The organism is Kitasatospora sp. NPDC089913 (assembly GCF_044748625.1).
Classification (GTDB): Bacteria; Actinomycetota; Actinomycetes; order Streptomycetales; family Streptomycetaceae; genus Kitasatospora.
In genome coordinates, this window is the sequence record NZ_JBIVGI010000003.1 from 422385 (window position 1) to 442344 (window position 19960).

Below are 19960 nucleotides of genomic sequence, written 5' to 3' on the forward strand. Positions count from 1 at the left end.
GCTATGGGCACAGCAAGATCATCGGGGCGGGTATTGGAAGCGGTTCCGGCCGGACCGTGCCGGGCCGCCGGCCGGGTGCCGGTTCAGGTGCCGCAGGCCGGGAGCAGCAGCAGGCGCTCGGGATCGAACAGCACCCACGTCGGAGCCTCGCCCCGGCCCAGCGCCCGGACCCGGCACCAGGCCCGCCCACCGGCCGACGGCCGCCACCAGCCGTTGATCCGGCCCACCGTCCAGCTGCCGTCGGCCCGGTTGATCTGGACCGGTTGGTACGCCGGCTCGACCTCGTGCTCCGGCGGCTGCCACCCGGCTCCGTCGGCCGGGTCGATGCGAAGGTCCGGGTCCGGACGGTCTGCCATGTCTCCCCCTGCTGGCTGCTGCTGGCTGCGTGCGGGTCGTCGATCGCAACTCTACAGACCTGTAGTAGTTCGTGGGGGTCCAACGGGGAACCCGGTGAGCTGCGCCGCCCTGGCATGCGGTTGGCTGGCTGCACAGGGGAGAAGGGGGAAACGTGGCTGACGGCTGGGGTGCCGCGGTACTGCTGGGGCTGCTGGTGCTGGTGGGATCGTCCGTGCAGCGGCTGGCCGGCATGGGCTTCGCACTCGTCTGCGGTCCGGCGCTCGTCCTGCTGCTGGGTCCCGGTGACGGGGTGACCCTGTCCAACTGCGCGTCCTGCGCCATCAGCGCCATCGGCCTGGCCGGCAGCTGGCGGCAGGTCCGGCTCGGCCGGATGCTGCCGTTGATGGCGGCCGCCGCCTGCACCGTCCCGATGGGGGCCTGGGTCGCGGACCGGGTGCCCCCGCCGGCCCTGCTGATCGGCATCGGACTGCTGGTCACGGCGGCGGCCCTGCTGGTGATCCGCGGCATCCGGGCCTCCTCGCTGCGCGGCGTCCGGGGCGCGGTGGCGGCGGGCGCCGCGAGCGGGTTCATGAACTCCGCCGCCGGCGTCGGCGGCCCGGCCGTCTCGCTATACGCGGTCAACACCGGCTGGACCACCCGCGAGTTCGTCCCCAACGCGCAGATCTACGGAGTGGTGGTCAACGTCTTCTCCATCGCCGCCAAGGGAGTCCCGCACCTGGCCGCCCCCGCCTGGTCGACGACCGGGGCCGGCATCGTGCTCGGCGCCGCCGTCGGCCGCTTCCTCTCGGACCGCGTACCCGAACGCCCCGCTCGCCTGGTGGTGCTGACCCTGGCCCTGGCCGGCGGCCTGGTCACCCTCGCCAAGGGGCTCTGGGAACTCTGACCCTCCGGGGGCCTCCGACCAGGACGTGGTCACGGAGTGCAGGGGGACCGGGGCGGCCCGCCCGTCAACGCCGAGGGCGCCTGACAGGAGTCGGGCGCCCTCGGGAGAGGTGGCCGACCGGGCGGGAGGGGCCGCCGGGCGAACGGTCCGGCGGCCCTCCGTGACGGGCGGGCGGTCGTCCGTGGATCTCGTCGGTGCGGTCGCACCCCCGGGGCCGGTCGGGTCGGCCCGCCCGGTGCTCCGGGATTGTCAGGCCTCGAACCAGAGCTGGTTGTTGCCGTAGTGGCAGTCCCACTGTCCGGCCGGGTCGCCGTTGCCGGTGCGCCAGCTGAGGATCTCCAGGCACTTGCCCGAGTTGACGTTCCGGAAGTACATGGAGCCGTCGCTGTTGCCGTACCAGTACCAGCCCTGCGTCCTGGAGCCGTTGCACGCCCACTGGTTGGCGGCGGCCCCGTTGGCGGTCGAGTCGCCACGGATCTCCAGGCACTTGCCCGAGTTGGCGTTGGTGAACTTGAAGCCGCCTTGCGGGTTGTTCCCACTGATCCACGCCTGGGTGGCCGAGCCGTTGCACGCCCACTGGTTGGCGGCGGCCCCGTTGGCGGTGGAGTCGCCTCGGATCTCCAGGCAGAGGTTGGAATGACGGTTCCTGAAGCGGAAGGTCTCCAGGGCCGTCCGGGCGGCAGCGGCCTCGGGGCTGTCGGGCAGGATCAGATGGAAGCCCGGCAACGGAGCCGGGGCGTTGGCGGCCCAGGCGGGCACGGCTGCTCCGGCGGCGGGGGACGTCGCGACGGCGGTCCCGGAGAGGGCGGCGGTACAGGCGGCGGCGGCCACGGCGCCGACGACGACGCGCGGGTACCTCTTCATGGTTGCTCCCCATGGGCGGTGGAATGACGGTCGAGGGCGGCGGCCTGACCGTTGCCACCCTGCCCGGGTCAGCCTGCCGTACCGAACGGGCACGGAGCTTGTAGGAATACGCACCACCGCTTCCGTCCGCCGGCTTGTCACCGCCTCTGCCCACCCTCACCGGTGGCGCAGGCCGTGGCACGAGCAGCGGAGCCTGCTCCGACCGAGGGCCACGCCCCCGAGGGACCTCGAACCCTGGTCGAAGCCGATGGATCGGATCGGACGGCTGTGATGCATTCCGGCGCCACCGCCGATGATCACCATGTACGAGCGCTCACCTCCGGTCGGGAGGCTGGCTTCCGGAAGTCCCTTCCGATGGAAGATGCGCGGGGGAGGGTGGGGCGGGGAGACTGTCTCCGTGCAGATCCGAATCGAAGCAGTCGACCTTCCCGGCCGTACCTGCCCCGGCGGGCCGGGGGCTCCCGATCTCCTCGACGTGCAGGTGGCCGTGCAGCGGCGCGAGCGGCCCGGGGAGTTGATCGGCCTCCACCCCGGCGACGCGGCCTCGGCCACCTGGACGCTGGAGTGCACGGCGAGCCCGCTGGGTGAGGGGATCGACCTCAAGGGTCCCTACATCCAGGGGCGGCCGGGGCAGCGGTTCGTCTACCTGGTGTGGGGGAACGTCGACCCGGACGAGGGGTTCACCATGTTCCGGCGGGCGAAGCTGATGTTCGACGGGGTGGACGGGCGGGTGCTCGAGGAGGCGGTGGCTGCCGGGCGGCTGGTGGGCCGGCTCGGGCTGACGGACGTCAAGGGGTTGCCGCTGTGTGCGGCGGTCCGTCCGCCGATGGTGACCTGGTCGGCGGAGAGCGCCTGAGAGTCGCGGGAATCCGTGGGTCGGACTTACGGCGCTCATATACCGGGGTGGGGTATGGTGACGGCCATGTGCCGCCGCCCGGACGCCGAAGTCTCCCTCCGCGGGCCCGCCGCCCGTAGCGGGGTGGCCGGGCGTCCGGACCGGAACCGCCGGCGGTGGACGGGGGCGGCCGTCGTGGTGCTCGTGCTGACGGCCCTCGGGCTGATCGGCCACCACAGCCTGCCGGCGGGAGTGGTGCCGACCTCGCACGCCCCCGCTGTCGTGGCACACGGCGCGGTGGCACACGGTAACGCGGCGCCCGGTAACGCGGCGCACGGCCAGGCGGCACACGGCGCTGCCGTCGTCAGTGACCCCGTCCGGGCCTGCGCCGAACACCGGGTCTGCTCCTCGACCGTGCCCGTGCGCGGCGCGGCCCCCGCCGCCCCGCCCGCCGTCGCCCTCGCCGCACCCGGCCACCCCGACCCGGCGCCGCGTCCGGCCCTCGCCCACCCCGGCCTGCCCTGGCCGGGCGCCCCGCCCCCCGACCTCGACGTTCTCTCCGTCGCGCGCAGATAGGCGCCCCTCGGCGGCCGGGAGCCGGAAGCTTCCGCCCCGCCGCCGAGCGGTCCCGTCCACCGGCACGGGCGACAGCCGTGCCGCCACGCGCGCACACAACCGAGAGACCTCATGCCCGAGTTCACCGTCAACCGTCGTTCCCTCCTGCTCGCCGGCCTCGGCGCCGCCGGCGCCGGCCTGCTCGCCGCCTGTTCGGACCGTCCCGCGCCGCCGCCGCTCGTCGAGCCCTCCGGCAGCCCCGTCGCCCGGGCGGAGGCCGCCCGGGGCGGCACCGGCCGGGAGCGTCCCGTGACCGTCACCGCGACGGCCGACACCGTCGACCTGGGCGGCGGAACCACCGCCCGGACCTGGACCTTCGGGGCTCTCCCGGGCACCCCGGTCCGCACCACGGCGGGGGACACCCTGGTCGCCACCCTCAACAACCACCTGCCCGACCCGACCTCCCTCCACTGGCACGGCCTCGCGCTGCGCAACGACATGGACGGCGTGCCCCCGGTCACCATGCGGCCGGTCGCGCCGGGCGGCAGCTTCGCCTACCGCTTCGTCACCGACCGGCCGGGCACCTACTGGTTCCACCCGCACGTCGGGGTGCAGCTCGACCGGGGCCTGTACGCGCCGCTGATCGTCGAGGACCCGAACGAGCCGCTCGGGTACGACGAGGAGTGGGTGGTCGTGCTGGACGACTGGCTGGACGGTGTCACCGGCACGCCGGACCAGGCGTTCGCCGAGCTCCGCAAGGGGATGGGCGGGGGTGGTGGCTCCGGCGGCCACGACATGGGTGGACACAGCATGGCGGGCCGGAGCATGTCCGCCAACGGCAGTGGCGGCAGCGGGTCGTTCATGCTGATGGGCGCCACCAGCCCACTGCTCGGCGGCGACGCCGGGGACGTCCGTCACCCGCACCACCTGGTGAACGGCCGGATCGCCGCCGACCCCGAGGTGTACCGGTCGGCACCGGGCCGGCGGATGCGGCTGCGGATCGTCAACGCGGGCGCCGACACCGCCTACCGCCTCGCCCTGGGCGGCCACCGGCTGACCGTGACCCACACCGACGGCTACCCGGTCCGCCACGAGGAGGTGGACGCCCTGCTGGTCGGGATGGGTGAACGCTACGACGTCCTGGTCACCCTCCAGGACGGCGTCTTCCCGCTGACCGCGCTCGCCGAGGGGAAGGACGCCGCCGGGCGGGCCCTGGTCCGCACGGGTGCGGGCGAGGCGCCGGCCGCCGGGTTCCGCCCCGCCGAGCTGAACGGCCGGCTGCTCGCCGCAACCGACCTGAAGGCGGCGGACGAGGCGGGACTGCCGCGGCGGACGCCCGACCGCACCCACCGGATCGAACTGACCGGCGGGATGGCGAAGTACGACTGGGCGCTGAACGGCCGTCGCTTCGACATGGCCGACCCGGCCGCGCGCCCGTTCCTGGTCGGCGCCGGCGAGCGGGTGCGGCTGGAGTTCGTCAACCGCACCGACATGTGGCACCCCATGCACCTGCACGGCCACACCTTCCAGGTGGGTGACGACGGCCCGCGCAAGGACACCGTGATCGTGCTGCCCGGGCGGACGGTGGTCTGCGACTTCGAGGCGGACAACCCGGGGCGGTGGATGACGCACTGCCACAACGCGTACCACGGCGAGGCCGGGATGATGGGGCTGCTCGCCTACCGCGCCTGACCGGGGACGGGGTCCCGGGAACCCGGGGGTGGCGGGTGACCCGCCCGCCACCCCCGGGGCCCGGAGGCCAGGTCAGTCCCCGCGCACCACGATCGTGCACAGCCGCTTGGTGGCCCGGGTGAGCGCGACGTACAGGTCGCGGTCGCCGCCGGACCGGGCCGAGGCGATCGCCCCGGGGTCGAGCACGACGGCGGCGTCGAACTCCAGGCCGCGGGCCTCGGAGGCCGGGACGAGCCGGGCATACCGGTCCGCGCCCGCCGCCGTCAGCGCCTCCACCGAGCCGTCCGGGCAGACCACGCCGATGAGTTCGCCGGGGTGGGCGGCCGACTGCTCGCGCAGTTCGGCGAGCAGCGTGTCCGTCAGTCCGGCGGCCGAGGTGTCGCGGCTGCGGGGCTCCTCGCCGTGCCGGATCGAGCCGATCGGGGCCTGGTCCGGCGCGATCCGGGCCAGCAGCTCGCGGGTGGTGGCGAGGATCTCCTCGGTGGTCCGGTAGCTGACGGTCAGGGTGCGCAGGTCGAACCGGCCGCCGAGGTGCGGGTCCAGCGCCTCGTGCCAGCCGCGCGCCGTCGTGGCCGGGCCGGCCTGGGCGAAGTCGCCGACCAGGGTCATCGACCGGGCCGGGCACCGGCGCAGGACCGTGCGCCACTGGAGCGCGGTGAACTCCTGCGCCTCGTCCACCACCACGTGGCCGAAGGTCCGTGCGGGCGGGCCGTCCAGCAGCGCGGCCGCCTCGTCCAGCAGCGGCAGGTCCGCGTCGGTCCAGGGCGAGCCCGGGGTCCGCAGCAGGACGCGGTGCTCCTGGGCGGTGAACCCCGGCAGCCGCGCGGCCAGCGTGCCGAGGTCCCCGAGCAGGGCGTCCACGACCTCGGCGGGTGCGAGGTGCGGCCACAGCCCCTCGACCGTGCGCTCGACCAGGTCGTCGTCGAGCAGGGCCGCCCGCATCGCGTCCGCGTCGAACTCCGCCCCGCCGGCCCCCGGATCGGCCTCGATGCCCAGGTTGCGCAGGTCGGCCGCCGTGGCCCGGTCGAGGTCGAGGCCGGTCAGCTCGGCCACCTCGGCGTCGATCCGCTCCAGTGTCTCGGCGGCCTCGAGCGCCAGGTTCCTGGTGACCGCGTCGACCAGCATCTCCTTGAACAGCCCGCGGGCCCGGTGGTGCGGGAGCCCGCCCAGCAGTGCGGCGTCACGGGTCCGGGCGACCTCCGCCTCGCCCAGACGGACGTCGTCCTGTCCGACCCGCACGGCGAACTCACCACCGGGGGCCTGCCGTTCGCGCACCGTCGCGGCCAGGGCGCCGACCAGCGCGACGTCGCCCTTGAGTCTGGCCGCCTCCGGCCGCTCGACGGCGGCGCCGGGCCCCGCCGCGGCGGTCCCGCTCGTCCGGTCCGTCGCACGGTCCCGGTCGGCCGCCCGTCCCGTCGCGCGGTCCGTCGCGCCGTTCCGGTCCGCCGCCCGTCCGGTCGCGTGGTACCGGTCCGGAGCGGCCAGTTCGGCGCAGGTCGCGAGCACGACCTCGCTCTCGCCGAGCGACGGCAGCACCTGCGAAATGTAGTCCAGGAAACGGGCGTTGGGCCCCAGTACCAGCACGCCCCGCTCGGCGGCCTTCGGGAAGGCGTAGAGCACGTAGGCGGCGCGGTGCAGTGCGACCACCGTCTTCCCGGTGCCGGGGCCGCCCTGGACCACGGTGACGCCGCGGTGCTGGGAGCGGACGATCGCGTCCTGCTCGGTCTGGAGGGTGGCCACCGCGGTGCCCATCCGGCCGGTCCGGCGGGCCTGGAGCGCGGCCGCGAGCGGGCCGTCGCCGACCACGTCCTCCGTGGTGGGCTCGGAACCGTCGAGCAGCTCGTCGCTCACCCCGACCACCGTGCGGTCCGTCAGCCGCAGGTGGCGGCGCCGGCGCAGCCCCATCGGATGCACGGGCGTCGCCTCGTAGAACGCGCGGGCGGCGTCGGCGCGCCAGTCGACCAGGGCGGGCAGTTCGTCCTCCTCGCGCTGGAGGCTCAGCCGGCCGATCCGCAGCGCCGTGCCGTCGGCCAGGTCGATCCGGCCGAACACCAGGCCGCCCTCGGCCCCTTCGAGGCGCCGCACCTCCCGGGCGAGCTGTTCGGCGGCCAGGTCCCTCTCGTACGCCTCGGTGGCGCCGTCCGCCTGCTCGGCGAGTGTCCCGACGAGCCGCGCCCGGGTGTCGGCGAGCCGCTCGTCGAACAGCGCCACGACGGCGGCCACCTCCGCCCGCTCCAGCTCCACTTGGTGTACCACGTTGTCCTCGACCTGCGGCAAGGCAGCGCTCCTCTCGGGTTCGGCCTGCCACTATGCGAGGACGCGGGAGGAATGTAAATGTTGACGTTCCGGGCCGAGCTGTGTCCACGGACCGCCGTCCGGGCCGCCGGTCCGACGCGGCGTCACCTTCCGAGGGCCCCGGGTCCGGTGGCGGATCGCACCGGGACCGGACGTCGGGCAGGTGGTTCCGGGACCGGACGTCGGCAGGTGGTTACGGGACCGGATGTCGGGCGGGCCACCGGACGAGGACCGGTCCGGTGCCCGTCCCGACCTCCGGCCGGGGGCGTCCGCGGGATGCTGCGGGACGCCGCGGCTCAGGACTCCTTGACCACCACGGTTTTGGCCGCCTTGTCGTGCAGGGCCTGCTGAAGCGGCTTGTCCCACAGCGGCCACAGGACGTTGACGAGCGCGAAGAGGGAGCCGATGCAGTAGACCGCGTTGGGCAGCGTGTACACGGCGGCGCGGGTCAGCAGCGCGTTCTCGGCCGGCTTCCCGCCGTGCCCGAGGTCCACGACCCGCAGCTTCATCACCTTCTTGCCGACCGTCTGGCCGCCCTGGGTGAGCAGCATCGCCGCCTCGTAGCCGAACGAGAGCAGGCCCGCCACGACGTAGTAGAGGATCGAGGCGCCGAGGGCCGCGAAGACCAGCAGGGTCGGGACGATGAGCACGGCGACGTCGATCAGCCGGGCGACCAGCCGCTCGCCGATCGGCGCGAGCTGACGGGAGCCGGGCACCGGGGCGCCGCCGTAGCCGACGGGCTGGCCGAGCCAGTGCGGCAGACCGGCCGCCTGCGGCTGCTGGCCGTAGGGCTGCTGCGGGGGGACGCCGTAGCCCGGCTGCCCGTACGGGGCCTCCTGCTTGTACGCCTGCTGGTCGTACGGCGCCTGCTGGCCGTAGGGAGGCTGCTGGCCCGACGGGGGCTGCTGACCGCCGTAGGGGTTCTGCTGTCCGTAGGGGTTGGACCCGTCGTACGGGTTCTCGTTCTGGCCGTACCCGGTGGGGCCGTTGGTGCTCATCCTGGCTGGTTCCCTGCCTCGGAGGTGGTGGTACGGCTGTTCTACCGATCATCCGACGGGTGCGGGAAGACGGACGGGCAAGTCGTTACCGATCAGGGGCGACCTTGTCGCCGAGCCGGGCACCGAGGAGTCCTGTTATGTTCGGATTGCCGGAATCAGCCTGTGCCGCCCGATCGGGCGGCTCGACCAGGGAGGCCGGAATGACCGGTGTACCCGAACCCATCAGCGACGCCGGCCGTGCCGCGCTGGAGCGGGACCTGGCCGACCTGCGCACGGAGCGCGAGGCCGTCGCCGCCACGCTGCGGGGCGGCGAGGAGGTCGGCGACCGGGCCGACCAGGCCGACGAACTGCAACGGGCCGACGTTCTCGACCGGTTGGACGACCGGATCATCGTGATCGAGGGCCGCCTGCGCGAGGCGGCGGTCGCCGGTGCGCCGAGCACCGAGACGGTCGGCGTCGGCAGTACGGTGACCCTTCGCTTCGCGGACGCCGCCGAGTTGACCGTGCGAATCGGCGAACTGGCCGAGGAGCTGGACCCGGAGCTGGTGACCGACGACAGCCCGCTCGGTCAGGTCCTGCTCGGCCGCAGGGTCGGCGAGACCGTCGAGTACGACGCTCCCGGCGGTCGGACCACCGCCGAGGTGCTGTCGATCGGGGGCGACACCGGAGCGTGACGACGGCTCCTGCCGTCGGACCGGCCAGGCCCGGCCCGGCCCGGCCGGGCCGGGCGGCGGCAGGGCCGGGGGCGACCGGTGCCCGGGCGCGAAGGCGAGTGGTCCGCGAGGCGAGTGGCCCGACGGGCGATTGGTCCGACGGGCGTGCGGGTGGCGCGCGCCCCGGGGCGTACCGCGCGCGCCGGGCGGGAGGCGTCCGCCAGGGCGCCCCGGTGTGCGCTCTGCCGCGCCGCTGTACGGGGCCGGAAGCACGTGCTGACATGGACGCGTCAAGCTCGTCGGTGGTCCCGCACGAGGGGGTGCGGCCCGGAGCCGACGGGCGAGAGGGAGGAATCGCCCATGTCCCTTCGCACCCTGGCCGCCGGCTCCGCCGCCGCGGCCCTGCTCGGCACGGCCCTCGTCGGCACGGTCGGCAGCGCCGGAACCGCCTTCGCCACCGGGTGGGACACCCCGCCGCCGGACAAGATCGTCATCTCCGTGGCCACCGTGAACGGCTCCGGCTGCCCGGCCGGGACGGCCGCGGTCGCCGTGTCCCCGGACAACACCGCGTTCACGGTCACCTACAGCAACTACGTGGCGCAGGTCGGCCTCGGCTCCAAGCCGACGGACTTCCGCAAGAACTGTCAGCTCAACCTGAACGTGCACGTCCCGCAGGGCTTCACGTACGCCGTCGCCGCCGCCGACTACCGGGGCTTCGCCCACCTGGAGAAGGGCGCGACCGCCGTCCAGCGTGCCAACTACTACTTCCAGGGGTCGCCGCAGACCACCTACTCCAGCCACAGCTTCAGCGGCGCGCTCGACGACAGCTGGCAGGCGACCGACACCGTCGCGGTCGAGGCCCTGGTCTGGGCGCCGTGCGGCGAACTGCGCAACTTCAACATCAACACCGAGCTCCGGGTGGCCGCCGGCAGCTCGGACCCGACCAGGACCACCAGCTTCATGACGATGGACTCCACCGACGGCAGCATCAACACCGTCTATCACTTCGCGTGGAAGCGCTGCCCCCAGGGCTGACCGGGCAGCCGTCACCGCCCCGGCCGGGCACCCCGGCCGGGGCGGCGGTGCGCCTCGGGCCGGTCCGGGCGCGGCGTGGCGGGTGTCAGTGGGCGGGATCGAGGGAGTGGCCGGGGTCGGGGGAAGCGGTCGGACGCGGGGGAGCGGCCGGATTCGGGGAAGTGGCAGGGTCCGGGGGAGCGGCCGGATTCTGGGAAGCGGTGACTCCGCCGCGCGCGGCGAGGGCGTGCAGCCGGTCCTCGGAGGCGCTGCCGGGCTCGGCGGTCCACACCACGATGTGCTGGTCCGGCGCCGTGGCGCTGGTCAGGGTGTCCCAGTCCAGGGTGAGGTCACCGACCAGCGGGTGCCGGAACCGCTTGTTCCCGGACGCCTGGACGGCGACCTCGCGGGCCTGCCACCAGCGCTGGAAGTCGACGTGGTCGGCCATCCGCGCGAGCAGCCGGTGCAGCCGCGGGTCGTCCGGGCGGCGGGCCGAGTGCATCCGCAGATGGGCCACGCAGGCGCGGGCGCCGTCCGCCCAGTCGCGGTAGCGGGAGCGCAGCACGGGGTCGTTGAAGAGCAGCCACACGTAGTTGCGGTCCCGGGCCGGGTGGCGGCCGAAGTCGGTGAGCAGTGCGGCGGCCGGCGGGTTCCAGGCGAGCACGTCCATGGTGCGGGTCAGGACGAGGGCCGGTCCGGTGGCGAGCTGGGCGAGCAGCCGGCGATTGTGCTCGGTGACCTCCGCCGTGGCGCGGGCCGGGGGATCGGCCGGCGGCCGTCCGGCCAGGCCGAGCAGATAGGCCCGTTGGTCGGGGGAGAGGCGCAGGGCCCGGGCGAGGGCCTCCAGAACGGGGGTGGAGGCGGGCATCCGGCCCTGCTCGATGCGGGTGTAGTAGTCGGTGCTGATCGACGCCAGTCGCGCGACCTCCGCGCGGCGCAGCCCCGCGACCCGCCTCGGCGCGCCGTCGGACGGCAGCCCGACCTGTCGGGGGGTCAGCTCGGCCCGGCGGGTGCGGAGGAAAGCGCCGAGTTCCTTCGGGCGGCTGCCTGGGGTGCTCACGCCCCCAGTCTGGCAGCGGCCGCCCCTGCCGGGGACGGGATCGGCAGCTAGCAAAGCGGCACACCGGGCACAGCAAGCACAGCAAGCACGGCGAGCACAGGGAGCAGCGAGCAGCGTGCCCGGGCGCCGGTGCCTGCGGCAAGTCCGGTGGGAGGGAGAGTTTTCTCCCCCGGTGAAAACGGCGGGTGACGGAGGTGTCCCCTTTTCGGCGGCCTTGCGGCGTGCGAGCGTCGTGGCGCGACCGGCGGCGGGTGCGGACGACGGCGGTGCGAACGGCGGATTACCTTCGGCACGCCCCTCTGGAGAACATGATCATGGAGTTCGCCCGGCCCGCGGCCACCGGCAGGGCCCCGGCCGCGTGGTTCACCGGCGAGGTGTGGTGGGACGTGGTCCATCCCGGTGGGGTGCCGTCCCGGAAGCGCGCCAACCTGGTTCGCTTCGCGCCCGGGGCACGCACCCACTGGCACTCCCATGCGCTGGGCCAGAGCCTGCACGTGGTCTCCGGGACCGCCCTGATCGGCACCCGCGACGGCGCGGTCTTCGCGGCCCGGCCGGGCGAACTGGTGGTCTGCCCGCCGGGGGAGGAGCACTGGCACGGCGCGGCGCCGGACGGCTCCATGGAACACCTGGCCACGTGGGAGGGCACCGAGGACGGCAGCCCCGAGACCACCTGGCTGGAGCCGGTCACCGAGGAGCAGTACGCCTTCGCGCGTGGCGCCGGCACCTGAGTCCCGGGGCCTGCGTCCGGCGTCCTGTGCCCGACGTCGGGCGTGCTGTGTCCTGTGCCCGGCGTCCGGCAGGGCTCACCTGCCGCGCCCCGCTCAGCCCGCGAGCTGGCCCGGCCGTCCCGGGACCCACAGCGGCACCGGGGCGCCGGGCGCCATGTGCCGTGCGGCGTGCTCGTCGAGGACCGCCAGCGCCCGGTCCCGGTCGCCGTCGCTGAGATCCGTGAGCGTCGTCGCCGCCGAACGGGCGCAGGCCAGGACGAGCGCGAGCATGTCCTGGCGGCGTCGGTGCTCACGGACGTAGGCCCGGGCACGGTCGAGGATGCAGGCGCCGAGGGTCTCCCGTTCGGCCGCCGCCACCGGATCGGCACCGGCCATCGCCGTCTTCACCCCGTACCAGACCAGCACGAGCGCGTCCGGCTCGGCCGGGTGCGAGACCTCCGTGAGGTCTGCCCACTCCCGGGCCCCGGCCGACTCCCGCCCCAGCCGCTCCAGCGCCGCCGGACCGTCCCCGTCCTCGCGCCGGAGCGCCAGCTCGCCCGCCCGCAGCACCACCGCCCGCAACACCGTCTCGGCGGGCACCCGCAGCCCCGGCGCGGCCGGGTCGGCGAACGCCAGCCAGGCGTCCGCGAACGAGGCGGCCCGCATCTGCCCCAGCCACGGCGGCGCGCCCTCCGCGAGCCCCAGCCGCTCCTCAACGGCCAGCCGGACCAGCCCCACGGCCACCAGATCCGCAGCCCCCGCATCGGGCCCGAGCCCGAACAGTCCGTTCCGCATGGAACACCCCCTGTCCAACGGTCATCACCTTGTGTGCGCACATCCCACCACATTGAGACGGAAACGAACTTGGCCGCGCCTGTGATGAGACGCACGCCACGCCGTCCGCGGCCGGCCGCCGGATGCCCGCACCGCCCCCCTGACCTGTGGCTTTGTGGCGACGGGCGGAGGCTGTCCGACGCCGGAACGCCCTGAGGAGATTGACGCGGACCTGCGGACTGGGCCTCAGTCGTCCTCGGCGCCCCCGCACCCGGCGGGCGGACCCGCACCGGTTTCGTGCGATCCGCCGGGCACGCCGTCGTAGTGGACGACGCAGCGTCCGAAGGCATCCCGGTACCGCTCCAGCTGCTCCCGCAGTGCGGCAGCCGAACGCGGGACACGGCGCTCCAGGGCGGTCCAGCCGGTGAACCGGAGCTCGGCGGGGAGGACGACCAGGCCGGTGACCGCGTCCCGGAAGGCGTTCCAGTTCCTGCCGTAGAACGAAGGGAAGCCGAGCTCCCGCTGCAGGACCGCATGGAGGCCCCGCTCGTCGCGGACCCCACCCACGTCGATCAGCACCGACCGGCCCGGGTCCGGCTCCGGATCCTCGGGGGCACCCCAGAACGTGGGCAGCCACCAGCACAGGACGGACCGGTCCTCCGGCCACGGGCGGGCGGCGCCGTCGTCCCGGCGCTCGCGAGCGGTTTTCCCCTGCCTTCCAGTGGCACGTCGTACGTGCGGGTGAGTGGACGAGTGGGCGAGGAGGCGAGCGGGCGGGGGCGCGCGACCTACCGTCGGCCGGACCAGGAACGCCGGCCCGCACCGGGAGCGGTTCGCCCGTGGCCTACGGCATCACGTGCGACCGGCGCGCCCTCGGCCGGACCGACGGCAGCGTCACCCGCGCCATCGGTGGCGACCGCACTGCCACCCCTGTGCCGCCGCGGTCGGTCAGCCGCCGCCCATGCCGCCCTGGGCGGCGATCATCGTCAGGTTCAGCCCGGACACCGCGCGGGCCAGGCCGGGCGCGGTGCTGGCGAGGCGGTCGGTGAGGGCGGTGACGCGGTCGGCGTGCGCCTTCCGGTCGTGGCGGGAGAGGACCAGTCGCAGGTGCCCGTGGGCGGCCAGGGCGGCGAGTACCGCGTCCGCGAACGGAGCCTCGGCGGCCGGGGTGCCGCCGCGGACCAGCTCCGCCACCCGCGCCTGGAGGTCCAGCGCCTCGCGCGGGTCGTCCATCGCCACCGGCCGCCGCGGTACGACCGGGCCGTGGGGGGCGCGGTCCGAGACGGTCAGCACGCCGAGCATCGCGAGTCGCTGCTCGACGGCGTCCAGGGTGTCCTCGCGGTCGCGCCGGATCCAGGCCTTCCAACTGCGTGACGTGCCGCCCGCCTCGGCGAGCAGCGCGTCCAGGACGCCGTCCCCCGTGGGGTCGGCGGAGAGGACCCGGACATGCCCCGATCCGTCCTCGGCGAGGGCGCCCCGGTGGGCGAGTTCGGCCAGGGTGGCGGCACGGACCAGGAAACCGGCACGGGTGCGGTCCTGGAGGGACTGGGACCGGGTGTCGAAGGCCAGCAGGTAGCCGGAGAGATGCAGGGCTCGGCTCATGCCTCCGACGATACGGGCGGGGGCCGGTGCCGTCCGTCACCCCGCGGTCGGATCCGCCCTCCGTCGGGAGGACTACTCGACGACGGGTTGCGGCCGTGCCCGTTCACCGGGGTGGCAGGCGTGGCCGGCGTGGCCGATTTCCGGCGCGGTGAATATCGGGCAAGTACGGGGAATCACCGCGTTCCCGGGACCGGAGCGGATCGGGCAACCGAATCCCCGACGAATCCACGGCGAACCCCCGCGCACATCAGGCCGATTGTCGGCGGGAGATCGAAATCCGGGAGTCCCGAGGGTGTTCGCGCGTTGGAATGGCAGCAGCGGACCCTTTCACCCGAGCCTACCCCGGTAGCCGAAGGCAGAGAAAGAGATGCCATGGATGATTTCGACAGCGAAACCTCCAAACGCAACCCCGTTTTCTGTGCTCTCGTCAATGCCCCCCTCGACCTGGACCGCGACGACCTCGGGCACCCCGCGCACCCCGGCCTGTGGGAGCGGCTGATCGGTGACCGAAGGCCGGTCGACCAGCGCGGACTCCACTGCCCGGACTGCCGGGCCGCCCGCGGTGCCCGGGCCTGGATGTACGTCTTCGAGCGGCAGGGCCTGCGGATCGCCGCGCACCACAATCCGCACCGCCGCCCGTCCGGCGGGAGCGATGTGCGCGAGGCCTACCGGGAGCGGTACGTCCGCGCGGCCGAGAGCGCCGGCCACACCGCCGAGGTGGGGGCGGTCGACCCGACCGGCAGGCGGCGCACCGGCGTCCTGGTCACCGGCGCCGGTGGACAGCGGTACGGGTTCGAACCACAGGTGTCGTACCTTTCCGCAGCGAGCGCCCGCAGCCGTGACGCCGCCGCCCGGGCCGACGGCATCACGGCGGTCTGGCACACGGTGGACCCGCGGTCCCCGCTGATCGACGCGGTCCACTGGACGAGGACGGACGACCTGCCCGCGGCCGCCGTGCGCGCGGAGCGCGACCTGCTGGTCCGCGGCGGCGTGCGGGCCCTCACCCTGGAACTCTGCGACCGCATGCCGACACCGTGTCCCGTCCGCAGGCAGGGCAGTTGCGGGCGCCGCCACGCGCGGTGGGGGCCGCGGCCGCGGCAGTTCGACGACCTCGTCCGCGACATCGCCGCCGGGCGCTGCGTCCCGCTCACCGTGCGGGCGGCCCGGTGTGTGCACCGTTTCTGGTCCTCGGCCGAGGACCGCGAGGCCTTTCTCGACAGCGGTGGCACGCTCACGCCGGCCGACGAGTCGGATGCCGATGCCGATGCCGATGCCGATGCCGATGCCGATGCCGATGCCGTCGACCGGGGACCGGCGGCACACCGCTCCACCGCCTTCGGTCCGCGCTCCCACTCCCGTCGGGACACCCGCTGCGCCGTCGACCGGGCCGACCGGGCCGACCGGGCCGTGCGGCGGCAGCGGCAGTTCGCGACCCTGAAGGTGCGGGACAGCGGCGAGGCGATCTGGTTCCCCGAGCCGACGGCCGCTCCCGCGCGGATCCTGCGCCCGGAGCTCGCCCCGGTCCGGCGCGAGGCCTGTTCGGCGGGCCGGGGAGCGGCCTGCGGACGGGGCGCCCGGCTCTATCCCGGGGGGTGGTTCTGCGCGGAGCACCGCCCCGGCGCGGTCCGCGTGTGAACCGCCCGCCCCGCGTTGCCGCCCACCCGGACCACCTGGTCCACCCGGACCACCTGGTCCGGCCGGAGCCGGTCGCCGCCGCGGCCGGTTGCGGCCGGGGCCGACTGGCTTGCGGCGTGCGCCGACGGTCCGCGTAGAGTCGACCGGGCACACCTCACCCACACCGGACGCGCGCTGTCTTCGCCGTGCCGGTCCGGGCGGCCGGGGCCGTCGGCCTTGCCGGTGGGCTGGGGTGCCGGTCGAAGGCGTCGGAACAGGGCGGGAACAGGGAGCGAGATGGTGAGGGGCAGGCAGGAGGCGAGGCGTCCGCACGGGGAGCTGGTCGCGGACGTCCTGGCGGTGCTGTGGGCGTCGGCCGAGCCGATGACCGCCCAGGAGGTGAAGGGCGCGCTGCGGCAGGACCTCGCCCGGACGACCGTGGCGACGATCCTCGCCCGTCTGCACGAGAAGGGCACGCTCGACCGGACGCGCCCGGGGCGTTCCTTCGCCTACGCGCCGGTGGCGGACGCCGCCGGTCTGGCCGCGGGGCGGATGCGCCGGGAGCTGGAGAAGGAACCGCAGCGGGATCTCGTCCTGAAGCGGTTCGTGTCCTCCCTGTCCGCGGACGACGAGGACGTGCTGCGAAGCCTGCTGCTCGCCGCCGAGGGCGAACAGGAGCCGGTGGCGGAGGACTTGGCTGGGGACGCGGCTGAGGAATCGGCTGAGGAATCGGCTGCGGCGGAGGACGCCGCGGCGGAGGACGCGGAGCGGGCGGACGAGGGATGACGCCGGTCCTGGTGGTCGTCGCCCTGGCCGTTCTGCTGCCCTGGGCCGCCGTGCCCGCGGCGTCCCGGCTCGCACGGCTGCTCGCGCCGCGCGAAGCCGCCCTGGCCCTCGCCGGCGCGGCGGTCCTGCTGGCGGGCGGCACCGTCGCGGTGCTGGTCGCCCTCCTCCACGTGCCGTTCCTGGCGGGCCTCGAACAGCTGCCGCTCACCGGGGTGACCAGGCACTGGCCGGCGGTGCTTCCCGTCGCGGGCGTCGCCGGGGCAGTGCTCGTCGTGCAGGCCGTCCGGCTGGTACGGGCCGTGCGCCGCCACCGCGCCGTGCTGTCGCGGGCGTGGCGGCTGACCGCCGGGGCGACGGCGGAGGGCGATGTGCTCGTCGTACCGGGAGCGGAGGCGGAGGCCTTCGCCCTGCCGCGCCACCGGGGGCGGGCCGGTCGCGTGGTCGTGACGGAGGGCATGCTCGAATCCCTGGCGGCGCCGGAACGCGCGGTCCTGCTCGCGCACGAGCGGGCCCACCTCCGCGGGCGCCACCACCTGTTCTCGGTGGCCGCCGACCTCGCCGCCGCCGTCCATCCCGCCCTCGCACGGCTGCGCACCGGCCTGGAGTTCCATCTCGAGCGGTGGGCCGACGAGGCGGCCGCCCGCTCGGTGTCCGACCGGAGGCTCGCCGCGACCGCGATCGCCCGCGCCGCTCTGGTCGGCACGGCCGGACCCGGCGCGCCCGCCGTCCGGCCGCTGTCCGTGAGCACGGGGCCGGTGCCCCTGCGGGTCCGGGCCCTGCTGGAACCGGCGCCGGCCGGACCGGAGGGGCGGCGCCCGCGGCTCGCCGCCGCCGGGCTCGTCACCGCGGTGGTGGCCGCGACCGGGCTGGCGCTGGGCCTGGCGTACGGCCTGCACGAGTACGTCGAATACGCGGCGGAGGCGCTCGTCGGCCGGTGACCGATGTGACGACATCGATGTAGACCAATGCTCGGAAGCGCGGATATGGTGAGCCTCGGCTCACCGTCCCGGCAGCGGGACGTCGCACGCTCTCGACGATGGGGAACGGTTTGTACGACGGACGGAAGGGATCCTCGAGTCCGTTCGAGCAGACCGTCTACCTCCTCTCGGAGGCCGGCCGTGCCGTCGACCGCCTGCTCGCGGAGCGGCTGGAGCACCGCGGACTGACCCCGGCCCACCAGTCGCTGCTGTCGACCCTGGCCACTCTGGGGCCGCACGGCCGACGCGATCTCGTGGAACGGCTCGCCATGTCGGGAGCGGACGCGCACCGGGCGCTCGACGACCTGCTCTCCCGGGGCCTGCTGCAGTCGACGGTGGTCCACATCGGGGGCCGCCAGGAACTGCTGGCGATCACCGACCCGGGCCGGGCCGCGCTGGACCTGCTCCACTCCGACGCCGCCGCCGCGCAGGACAGCCTGCTCGCCGCACTGACGAGGGGCCAGCGCGTCGAGCTCAACTCGCTGCTCCGGCGCGTGTGCGCGGCCGCCGCCCGAGGGGCCGGCGGGCTGGGCGAGGCCTCGGGCGGGGGTCGGGCGCCGACGGCCGGTCCCCGGCCCGCCTGAGCGGTCCGGGTGCCGGAACGCCCAGGTCAGGGCCGTGGGGGACGGTTCGCGTCCGACTGTTCCCGGACGTCTCCCCGGGGCATAACGGCTTGATTCCAGTAGAACAATCAGTCCGTAAAAAGTAAGGGAAGGCTAACCTTTGTGAGGTTAGCCTTCCCTCATGAACAGCCTGATGCTGGCCGCGGACACGGCCGGATACACCATGCCCCAGACCTGGCGGATCCTCACCAAGACCGGTTACTTCATCGGCCTCAGCGGTGCCATCGGCGCCACCGTCGGATACGCCGCCGCGGTGCGTCCCGCGCTCAGGAACGCCGAGCGCAACGGAGCCGGGCCCGACGCCGCGGTGCTGAGATCCAGATCGGCGGCCTTCGTCGCCTGGGCGGGTGTGGTGCTGCTGGTCGCCGGTTACTTCCAGCTCGCCGCCCGCGTCGCCCGCTCCGGCAAGGGGATGCCCTTCGGAGACGCCCTGGCCCCCGACCGGATCTGGCACTTCCTCCGCGCCCCGGCCGCCAAGGGTGCCTGGATCGCCCAGGGCACGGTCTATCTCGTGCAGCACATCGTGCTCGTCGCGACCGCGGCCGTGATGGTCGCCCTGTTCGTCCCGGCGGTCCGCCGGCACGCCGACCGTGTGGTCCTCGCCGCGCTGCCCGCGGCGATCGCCGTCACGCTGGTCGCCGCCGTGCCCACGACCACCCCGACCGCCTTCGACCGCTGGCTCGACCTCGTGCTCGATCAGGTCCACATCGTCTCCGGCACGGTCTGGCTCGGCGGACTGGCCCTGCTGGTCGCCCTGGCCGGTACCCGCGGCCGCCTCGGCGACGGCGCCGGGCTGCTCTGGGCCCAGCTGTGGCAGCGCTTCGGCCTCGTCGCGATGGTCTGCGTCGGTGCGATCACCGTCTCCGGCCTGTGGCTGAGCTGGAAGCACGTCGGCAGTGTCCCGCAGTTGTGGACCACCGGGTACGGCATCGCGCTGCTGGTCAAGATCCTGCTGGTGGCCGGGTTGGTGACCGCGGGCGCCTTCAACCAGTTCTGGCTGATGCCCCGGATCACCCGCGCCCGCCTCGCCGACGACACGGCCACGCTGCGCGACCTGACCCTCGGCCACTTCCCCAAGGTCGTGTGGGGCGAGGTCGCGCTGGGCCTCGCCGTTCTGCTGGTGCTGCCCTTCATCGCCGGCTCGGCCCGCACCGAGGCCGGCAGCCCCAAGGCGGTCTTCTCCGGCAGCATCCTCGCCGCCGGTGCCGCACTGGTGGTCGCCCTCGCGGTGTCCCTGTACGCGACGGCCAAGGTCTCCGACCTCCTCGCCCGCCGCCCGCTCCCCGCCGCGGCGGTCTGACGGACCGACCGCGCTCGGCGGTCCGCCGTCCCGCTGCCGACGGATTCGTTCGGCGGATCCGTCCGTAAGGATCGACGACCCCTGGCCCCGGCCACCTCACGGAGGTGGCCGGGGCCAGGGGTCTCGTGCTGTCGGCGGACCCTGGGTGGGGCGGTCGTCCGGGCTGTGGGGGCTGTCCGTCGGGTCCGGGGGAGTCCGGCCGGGCCGGTCCCGGTGAACTCCGTTCCGGGCCGGGCCTGTTCGTGCCTCTCCGGCCCGGTCGCAGGGTGGCCGGCGGGCCCGGGAACGCCGACGCCCCGCCCGGGTTGCCGGGCGGGGCGTGGTGAGGGTGGCGTGGGTGCGCCGGGTGGCGCGGGCCGGTGGTGTCAGGC

General features: G+C 74.7%; 20 protein-coding genes. 12 read left to right on the top strand and 8 right to left on the bottom strand.

Going from position 1 to position 19960, the window contains the following annotated elements; genetic code table 11:
• Positions 1-83 precede the first annotated feature (83 nt).
• Positions 84-356: a hypothetical protein gene (locus ACIPYS_RS08145; protein ID WP_093863938.1), complete on the bottom strand. Its 273-nt coding sequence runs from the start codon at positions 354-356 to the stop codon at positions 84-86.
• A gap of 152 nt (positions 357-508) precedes the next feature.
• Between ACIPYS_RS08145 and ACIPYS_RS08150 the strand changes: the two genes are divergently transcribed.
• A complete protein-coding gene (locus tag ACIPYS_RS08150; RefSeq protein ID WP_400744687.1) occupies positions 509-1240 on the top strand; it encodes a sulfite exporter TauE/SafE family protein in 732 nt (243 codons plus the stop codon).
• A gap of 249 nt (positions 1241-1489) precedes the next feature.
• On the opposite strand, the gene ACIPYS_RS08155 is transcribed toward ACIPYS_RS08150, so the two are convergent.
• Entirely contained in the window at positions 1490-2104 is a 615-nt protein-coding gene (locus tag ACIPYS_RS08155; protein WP_197698667.1) for an RICIN domain-containing protein, read from the bottom strand.
• A 397-nt stretch (positions 2105-2501) separates the two neighbouring features.
• On the opposite strand from ACIPYS_RS08155, the gene ACIPYS_RS08160 reads away from it, so the two are divergent.
• The 3 genes from ACIPYS_RS08160 (at position 2502) to ACIPYS_RS08170 (ending at position 5186) form a co-directional block, all read left to right on the top strand.
• Positions 2502-2960 (top strand): DUF5990 family protein, encoded by a 459-nt coding sequence (locus ACIPYS_RS08160; protein ID WP_093865423.1) that lies wholly within the window; start codon positions 2502-2504, stop codon positions 2958-2960.
• Positions 2961-3026: 66 nt separating this feature from the next.
• The gene (locus ACIPYS_RS08165; RefSeq protein ID WP_400744690.1) at positions 3027-3515 is read left to right on the top strand and encodes a hypothetical protein; all 489 of its coding nucleotides are present in this window, start codon (positions 3027-3029) and stop codon (positions 3513-3515) included.
• A 111-nt stretch (positions 3516-3626) separates the two neighbouring features.
• On the top strand, positions 3627-5186 hold the full coding sequence (locus ACIPYS_RS08170) for a multicopper oxidase family protein (protein ID WP_400744691.1): 1560 nt from the start codon (positions 3627-3629) through the stop codon (positions 5184-5186).
• Between the two features lie 72 nt (positions 5187-5258).
• Here ACIPYS_RS08170 and ACIPYS_RS08175 read toward each other — a convergent pair whose 3' ends face one another.
• Both ACIPYS_RS08175 and ACIPYS_RS08180 read right to left on the bottom strand, forming a co-directional pair.
• Positions 5259-7463 (bottom strand): HelD family protein, encoded by a 2205-nt coding sequence (locus ACIPYS_RS08175; RefSeq protein ID WP_400744693.1) that lies wholly within the window; start codon positions 7461-7463, stop codon positions 5259-5261.
• A 314-nt stretch (positions 7464-7777) separates the two neighbouring features.
• A complete protein-coding gene (locus ACIPYS_RS08180; protein WP_400744695.1) occupies positions 7778-8479 on the bottom strand; it encodes an RDD family protein in 702 nt (233 codons plus the stop codon).
• 200 nt (positions 8480-8679) lie between these two features.
• On the opposite strand from ACIPYS_RS08180, the gene ACIPYS_RS08185 reads away from it, so the two are divergent.
• Positions 8680-9153, top strand: coding sequence for a GreA/GreB family elongation factor (locus tag ACIPYS_RS08185; RefSeq protein WP_400744696.1), 474 nt, complete (start codon positions 8680-8682; stop codon positions 9151-9153).
• Positions 9154-9492: 339 nt separating this feature from the next.
• Complete coding sequence (locus ACIPYS_RS08190) at positions 9493-10167, top strand: DUF4360 domain-containing protein (RefSeq protein WP_400744697.1); 675 nt, start codon at positions 9493-9495, stop codon at positions 10165-10167.
• Between the two features lie 85 nt (positions 10168-10252).
• On the opposite strand, the gene ACIPYS_RS08195 is transcribed toward ACIPYS_RS08190, so the two are convergent.
• Positions 10253-11206 (bottom strand): helix-turn-helix domain-containing protein, encoded by a 954-nt coding sequence (locus ACIPYS_RS08195; RefSeq protein WP_400744699.1) that lies wholly within the window; start codon positions 11204-11206, stop codon positions 10253-10255.
• Positions 11207-11520: 314 nt separating this feature from the next.
• Here ACIPYS_RS08195 and ACIPYS_RS08200 point away from each other — a divergent pair, with 314 nt between their 5' ends.
• Positions 11521-11934, top strand: coding sequence for a cupin domain-containing protein (locus tag ACIPYS_RS08200; RefSeq protein ID WP_400744728.1), 414 nt, complete (start codon positions 11521-11523; stop codon positions 11932-11934).
• A 93-nt stretch (positions 11935-12027) separates the two neighbouring features.
• On the opposite strand, the gene ACIPYS_RS08205 is transcribed toward ACIPYS_RS08200, so the two are convergent.
• The 3 genes from ACIPYS_RS08205 to ACIPYS_RS08215 all read right to left on the bottom strand — a co-directional run bounded on the left by ACIPYS_RS08205 (position 12028) and on the right by ACIPYS_RS08215 (position 14289).
• Positions 12028-12708: a hypothetical protein gene (locus tag ACIPYS_RS08205; RefSeq protein WP_093863945.1), complete on the bottom strand. Its 681-nt coding sequence runs from the start codon at positions 12706-12708 to the stop codon at positions 12028-12030.
• 225 nt (positions 12709-12933) lie between these two features.
• Entirely contained in the window at positions 12934-13266 is a 333-nt protein-coding gene (locus ACIPYS_RS08210) for a barstar family protein (RefSeq protein ID WP_400744700.1), read from the bottom strand.
• Positions 13267-13635: 369 nt separating this feature from the next.
• Positions 13636-14289, bottom strand: coding sequence for a GPP34 family phosphoprotein (locus tag ACIPYS_RS08215; protein WP_093863946.1), 654 nt, complete (start codon positions 14287-14289; stop codon positions 13636-13638).
• Positions 14290-14661: 372 nt separating this feature from the next.
• Here ACIPYS_RS08215 and ACIPYS_RS08220 point away from each other — a divergent pair, with 372 nt between their 5' ends.
• The 5 genes from ACIPYS_RS08220 (at position 14662) to ACIPYS_RS08240 (ending at position 19589) form a co-directional block, all read left to right on the top strand.
• Entirely contained in the window at positions 14662-15924 is a 1263-nt protein-coding gene (locus ACIPYS_RS08220) for a hypothetical protein (RefSeq protein ID WP_400744702.1), read from the top strand.
• 276 nt (positions 15925-16200) lie between these two features.
• The gene (locus ACIPYS_RS08225; protein WP_400744704.1) at positions 16201-16689 is read left to right on the top strand and encodes a BlaI/MecI/CopY family transcriptional regulator; all 489 of its coding nucleotides are present in this window, start codon (positions 16201-16203) and stop codon (positions 16687-16689) included.
• Positions 16686-17627 (top strand): M56 family metallopeptidase, encoded by a 942-nt coding sequence (locus tag ACIPYS_RS08230; RefSeq protein ID WP_400744706.1) that lies wholly within the window; start codon positions 16686-16688, stop codon positions 17625-17627. The genes ACIPYS_RS08225 and ACIPYS_RS08230 overlap by 4 nt, the downstream gene beginning before the upstream one ends.
• A 98-nt stretch (positions 17628-17725) precedes the next feature.
• Positions 17726-18250, top strand: coding sequence for a MarR family winged helix-turn-helix transcriptional regulator (locus ACIPYS_RS08235; RefSeq protein WP_400744708.1), 525 nt, complete (start codon positions 17726-17728; stop codon positions 18248-18250).
• A gap of 160 nt (positions 18251-18410) precedes the next feature.
• On the top strand, positions 18411-19589 hold the full coding sequence (locus ACIPYS_RS08240) for a CopD family protein (RefSeq protein ID WP_400744710.1): 1179 nt from the start codon (positions 18411-18413) through the stop codon (positions 19587-19589).
• Positions 19590-19960: the final 371 nt, after the last annotated feature.